Genomic DNA, 4142 nt, shown 5'->3' with positions numbered 1-4142 from the left:
GATGCACCCGCCGTGCCGTCGCGCTGGCTTCAGCGGCTGCTGACCTTCATCGGCAGCGACCAGGCAGCGGAGCTGCGCCGGCGTGGCGACGAGCTGCTCGCCTGGGCGCGCGCGCTGGATGCCGGCCCAAGGCAGGATTTCGCGCCACGGCCGCAGCCGAAGCCGCCGCTGTCGGTGCGCCCGACGCATTTCTCGGTCACCGAGATCGAGACCCTGCGCCGTGACCCCTACGCCGTCTATGCAAGACGCATCCTCGGCCTGATGCCGCTCGATCCGGTTATTCGCGACCCTGGTGCGGCCGAGCGCGGCACGCTGTTTCACGCCATCCTGCACCTGTTCTCAGGCAGCGTCGCCGATCCGCGCGCTCCCGATGCGCTTGCCGGCCTCATCGCCGCCGGCCGCGCCTGCTTTGCCGAAGCCGCCCTTCCGGCCGACGTCGAGGCGGTGTGGTGGCCGCGCTTCGAGAAACTCGCCGCCAACATCATCGAGTGGGAGCGCACGCGCGCTGATGCTGTGACAAGGCGCCATGCCGAGGAGCGCGCCGGAAAGACCGTTGTCGGCCAGTCCGGCGTGACGCTGTCCGGCTACGCCGACCGCGTCGACCTTCTGGCCGGCGGCATGGCCGACATACTGGACTACAAGACCGGCTCCTCGCCGTCCAAGGCGCAGGCGCACACACTGCTTGCGCCGCAACTGGCGCTCGAGGGCGCGCTGCTCAGGCGCGGCGCCTTCAAGGATTTGGGCGTGCGTGAGCCCTCTCAACTGGCTTTCATCAGGCTGAAGCCGAATGGCGAGGTGTTCGAGGAATCCATCCTCGAACACAACCGCCAGCCGCGGACCGCGACCGATCTTGCCGAAGAGGCCTGGGCACGGCTGGAAAAGCTATTGATCCACTATGCGGACCCTGCGACCGGGTATCTGTCGCGCGCGCTGCCGTTCCGCGAAGGCGAGACGGATGGCGACTACGACCATCTTGCCCGCGTGCTCGAATGGTCGGCAGGCGGCGATGCCGGCGACGAGGGAGGGGAGGCATGAAGAAGGCCTATCCCATTCCCAGCGACACCGCGACCAGCCAGGCCCGCGCCGCCGACCCCGGCAATTCCGCCTGGGTGTCGGCCAATGCCGGCTCCGGCAAGACCCATGTGCTGGCGCAGCGCGTAATCCGGCTGCTGCTGCGCGGCACCGATCCGTCGAAGATCCTGTGCCTGACCTATACGCGCGCCGCCGCCGCCAACATGTCGAACCGGGTCTTTTCGACACTGTCGGAGTGGACGACGCTTGGTGACGTGGATCTGGCGGCAAAGGTCGAGGCGCTGGAGGGGCGCCGGCCCGATCTCGAGACCATGCGCCGGGCGCGGCGCCTGTTCGCCGAGGCGCTGGAAACGCCCGGCGGGCTGAAGATCCAGACCATTCACGCCTTCTGCGAATCGGTGCTGCACCAGTTCCCGCTGGAGGCCAACATCCCGGCCCATTTCGAGATGCTCGACGGCCAGATGGAGGCATCGCTGTTTGCCGCGGCGCGCCGCGAGATGATTTCGGGCACGTCCGCCGGTGACAGGGATCTGGCCGAGGCTTTTGCCTCCATTCTCGATCGGGGCGGCGAAGCCGGGCTCGACGCCTTGCTGGGTGAGATTGTGCGCAAGCGCGACGGCTTGCGCCATTTCATCGAGGCGGTCGGGCGCGATGGCACGCATTTCCAGGCCCTGTTCGACGAATTCCATTTCCATCCAGGCCAGACGGCCGAGGGCATAGCCGCTTCGGTATGGCCGTTGCCGGGCTTCCTGCCCGACTATTTTGCCGGCTTCGCCCACGCCGCCGAGGCCACCGACGCCAGATCGGTACTGAACAACATCCTGCCCTATGCGCGGCAGGCTTTTGCCGAGGGCGATCCCATTCGCCGCCTGCAACTGCTCGCGCGAGCCTTCCTCAAGACCGATGGCGACGCTTACGACCCGGCAAAGGCCTTCAAGAAGGCCCTGGTCGACCGGTTGCCGGATCTGGCGGAGCGTTATCTCTCGGCCGCCAACGCCATAGTCGAAACCACCGATCGGCTGGCCCTGTTCCGGATGCTTGAAGGCACGGCTGCCGCGCTGACCATCGCCGACTGGCTGATCGCCCGCTACGAAATGCTCAAGCGCAGCCGCGGCTTCCTCGATTTCAACGACCTGATCACCCGCACCGTCAACCTGCTGGCGCGGCCGGACGCCGGCCCCTGGGTGCAGTACAAGCTCGACCAGGGCATCGACCACATCCTGCTCGACGAGGCGCAGGACACCAGTCCGGACCAATGGGAAGTGGTGAAACGGCTGGCGGAGGAATTCTTTGCCGGCTTTGGCGCACGCGACAGGGTCCATCGCACGGTGTTCGCCGTCGGCGACGAGAAGCAGTCGATCTATTCGTTCCAGGGTGCGGCCCCGGACTCCTTCGCCGACAGCCGGCTGTTGTTTGCCGGACGAGTGCGTGACGCCGAGGCGTCCTTCGCCGACCTCAAGCTGACCTGGTCGTTCCGCTCGACCGACGATGTTCTGACCGCGGTCGACCGCGTCTTCGCCGATCCAGCCGTGCGGCGCGGCATCAGTCATGATCCCGATCCGCTTCGCCACCAGGCGATCCGCACCGACGCGCCGGGCTATGTCGAGGTGTGGCCGTCGGTCGGCGCCGATGTTGTCGATGAGCCCGACGACTGGACGCAAGCCATCGACCATGCCCACGCGCCGGCGGTGCGCGTGGCCGAGAACGTCGCCGCCACCATCGCCGGCTGGATCGGCAGTGGCGAAATCATCGAAGGCCGCGGCAAGCGGCTGCGGCCGGGCGATGTGCTGGTGCTGGTGCGCAAGCGCGATCGCTTCGTCCATGCCCTGACCCGCGCACTCAAACGCCGCGACATTCCGGTTGCCGGCGCCGACCGGTTGAGCCTGCCCGGGCACATCGCGGTCAAGGACCTGATCGCGCTCGGTCACCTCCTCATCCAGCCGCAGGACGATTTGTCGCTTGCCGCCGTGTTGCGCAGCCCGATCTTCGATCTGCCGGAAGAGGCGCTTTTCACGCTCGCCGCGCAGAGGCCGGCCGGCCTGTCATTGATCGCATCGCTGCGACAGCACGCCGGCGAAAGCGAGAGACTGGCGAAGATCGTCGCCCAGGTCGACATCTGGACGAACGAAGCCGCGTTTAAGCCAGTGTTCGAATTCTACGCCGCCCTGCTGGCGCGCGATGGCGTGCGCCGCAAGATGATCGCGCGGCTCGGGCCCGAAGCTGGCGATATTCTCGACGAGTTCCTCAGCTTCTGCCTTGCCGAGGAGCGAACCGGCCTGCCGGGGCTGGAAGCCTTCCTGTCGACACTGGAAAACGCCGGTCCCGAGATCAAGCGCGAGATGGACCAGACCCGCGACGAGGTCCGGGTCATGACCGTGCACGCCGCCAAGGGCTTGGAAGCGCCCGTCGTGTTCCTGGTCGATGGCGGTTCCGCGCCGTTCAGCGACCAGCATTTGCCGCGCCTGATGCCCTTCGATGGCTCCGGCGCGAACTGGGACGGCAAGGGCTATCTCTGGCGCTCGGCCAGCGAGGTCGCCAACGGTTTTTCGAAAGCGGCGGCCTCAAGGGCACGGGAACTCGCCGACGACGAATACCGCCGGCTGCTCTATGTCGGCATGACCCGTGCCGAGGACCGGCTGATCGTCTGCGGCTATCATGGCAAGCGGGCGCCGAACGCCGGCACCTGGCACTCGATCGTCAGCCGCGCGCTGATCGGCGCGTCGGAGAGCGAGCAGCGTGCGCATCCCGCCGGCGGCGAGCCGGTGCACCGTTTCCATGTCACCAAGCTGCCCCCCGTCGCGCCAAGTTCCGCCGATCAGCTACGGCAGGCCGACGCTTTCGCGCCTTTGCCGGCGACGCTGTTCCGGCCCTTGCTGCCCTTCGAGGATCTGCCGCGTCCGTTGTCGCCATCGGGCGCCTCGGCGCTGATCGACGAAGGCAAGCAAGCCGTTGTCGACAAGGCGTCGCCGGTGCTCGACGCCGACGCCGAGCCCGGCTTTGCCGTGCTGCGTGGGCTCGCCCTCCACAAACTGCTGCAGATGCTGCCCGGTATTGCCGAGCCCGAACGTGCGGGAGCGGCAGAACGCTATCTCTTGCGAACCGGTGCGGAC

General features: G+C 67.4%; 2 protein-coding genes. Both read left to right on the top strand.

The genetic code is table 11. The features are described from left to right. Window positions 1-1035 (top strand): PD-(D/E)XK nuclease family protein (locus EN969_RS19600; RefSeq protein ID WP_206525185.1); only part of this gene is annotated, 1035 nt, incomplete at its 5' end. Then, window positions 1032-4142, top strand: a 3111-nt coding sequence (gene addA / locus EN969_RS19595) for a double-strand break repair helicase AddA (RefSeq protein WP_127419321.1), incomplete at its 3' end; no start/stop codon positions are given. The genes EN969_RS19600 and addA, both read left to right, overlap by 4 nt.

Origin of the sequence: Mesorhizobium sp. M7A.F.Ca.CA.003.01.2.1 (assembly GCF_003998945.1) — a bacterium.
Lineage (GTDB): Bacteria > Pseudomonadota > Alphaproteobacteria > Rhizobiales > Rhizobiaceae > Mesorhizobium > Mesorhizobium ciceri.
The sequence above is the reverse complement of the archived record's forward strand: the minus strand, read 5'-3'. Positions and strand labels throughout refer to the sequence as shown.